The sequence below is a fragment of the Microbacterium sp. Ag1 genome, from assembly GCF_001005635.1.
Taxonomy (GTDB): Bacteria; Actinomycetota; Actinomycetes; order Actinomycetales; family Microbacteriaceae; genus Microbacterium; species Microbacterium oxydans.
Map to the genome: position 1 here is coordinate 1 of NZ_LBCR01000002.1, position 1,418 is coordinate 1,418.

Here is a 1,418-nt window from a genome sequence, read left to right on the forward strand (position 1 = left end):
GCCTGGAGTCCCGCGGGGTGGTGGTCTTTCGGGCCCGCGGCGTCGTGACCGCGACGGGGTGAGCCATCGTGCGATGGTCAGTGAGAACGACCAAGAACTCACACAGAAAGACGACACCGCACGATGGCTCTTGACCAGTCTGCCCTCCTCGAGCTGCTCGGGGAACTGAAGCTCACCGGCACCACCGACCGCATCCGAGCCGCGACCGAGCGGCTCTACCAGGAGCTGATCGACGCGGAGACAGCCGCATTCATCGGCGCCGCCCCCTACGAGCGCACGAGCGAGCGCACGACTACCCGCAACGGTTCCCGGCCGCGGGTGCTGTCGACCACGGCTGGGGATCTGGAGTTGCGGATCCCGAAGTTGCGGCAGGGGTCGTTCTTCCCGTCGCTGCTGGAGCGGCGCCGCCGGGTCGACCAAGCCTTGTTCGCGGTCGTGATGGAGGCCTACCTCCACGGCGTCTCAACCCGGAAGGTCGATGACCTCGTCAAAGCGCTCGGCGCTGACACTGGCATCTCGAAGTCCGAGGTGTCCCGCATCTGCCAAGGGCTCGACGCCGAGGTCGCATCGTTCCGCGACCGCTCGCTGTCTGACATCGCCTACCCCTACGTGTTCCTCGACGCGACCTACTGCAAGGTCCGCATCGACCACCGTGTCGTGTCCCAGGCGGTCGTCGTCGCGATCGGCGTCGCCGCTGACGGGCGGCGGGTCGTGCTGGGCTTCGATGTCGGAGACAGCGAGACCGAGGAGTTCTGGAAGCAGTTCCTGCGCTCGTTGAAGACACGAGGTCTGGGCGGGGTGAAGCTGGTGATCTCCGACGCCCACGCCGGACTGAAGAAGGCCGCAGCGACCGTGTTGCAGGGCGCCGCCTGGCAGCGCTGCCGCGTCCACTTCATGCGCAACGTCCTGACCGCCCTCCCGAAGGGCCGGCAGGAGATGGTCGCCAGCGTGATCCGCACGATCTTCGCCCAACCCGACGCCGAGCACATCGATGCCCAGTTCGACGAAGTCGTGCGCATGATCGAGCGCGTCCACCCCAAGACCGCCGTGATGCTCACCGACGCCCGTGACGACATCCTCGCGTTCAAAGCGTTCCCCGCCCGGCATTGGCGACAGATCTGGTCCACGAACCCGCTGGAACGCCTCAATCGGGAGATCAAGCGCCGCACCGACGTCGTTGGCGTGTTCCCGAACAACGCCGCCCTGCTCCGCCTGGCCGGCTCCGTCCTCGTCGAGCAACACGACGAATGGGAAGCCGCCGACCGCCGCTACTTCTCCGAAGCCTCCATGACCGAGCTCACCGCGACCACCCCCACCATCGACGAGGCGGTGATACTCCCCGAGATCACCGCCGCCTAAACTAACGACAGCTGATCATCGCAACGAAGCGAAAGACCACCACTCAAACGGACGCGGCC

1 protein-coding gene is annotated in these 1,418 nt (G+C 66.4%); it reads left to right on the top strand.

Annotated features, from left to right (window positions below; translation table 11 throughout):
* The first annotated feature begins 123 nt into the window (after positions 1-123).
* Complete coding sequence (locus AAY78_RS00010) at positions 124-1,359, top strand: IS256 family transposase (RefSeq protein ID WP_046746337.1); 1,236 nt, start codon at positions 124-126, stop codon at positions 1,357-1,359.
* The last annotated feature ends 59 nt before the right edge of the window (positions 1,360-1,418 follow it).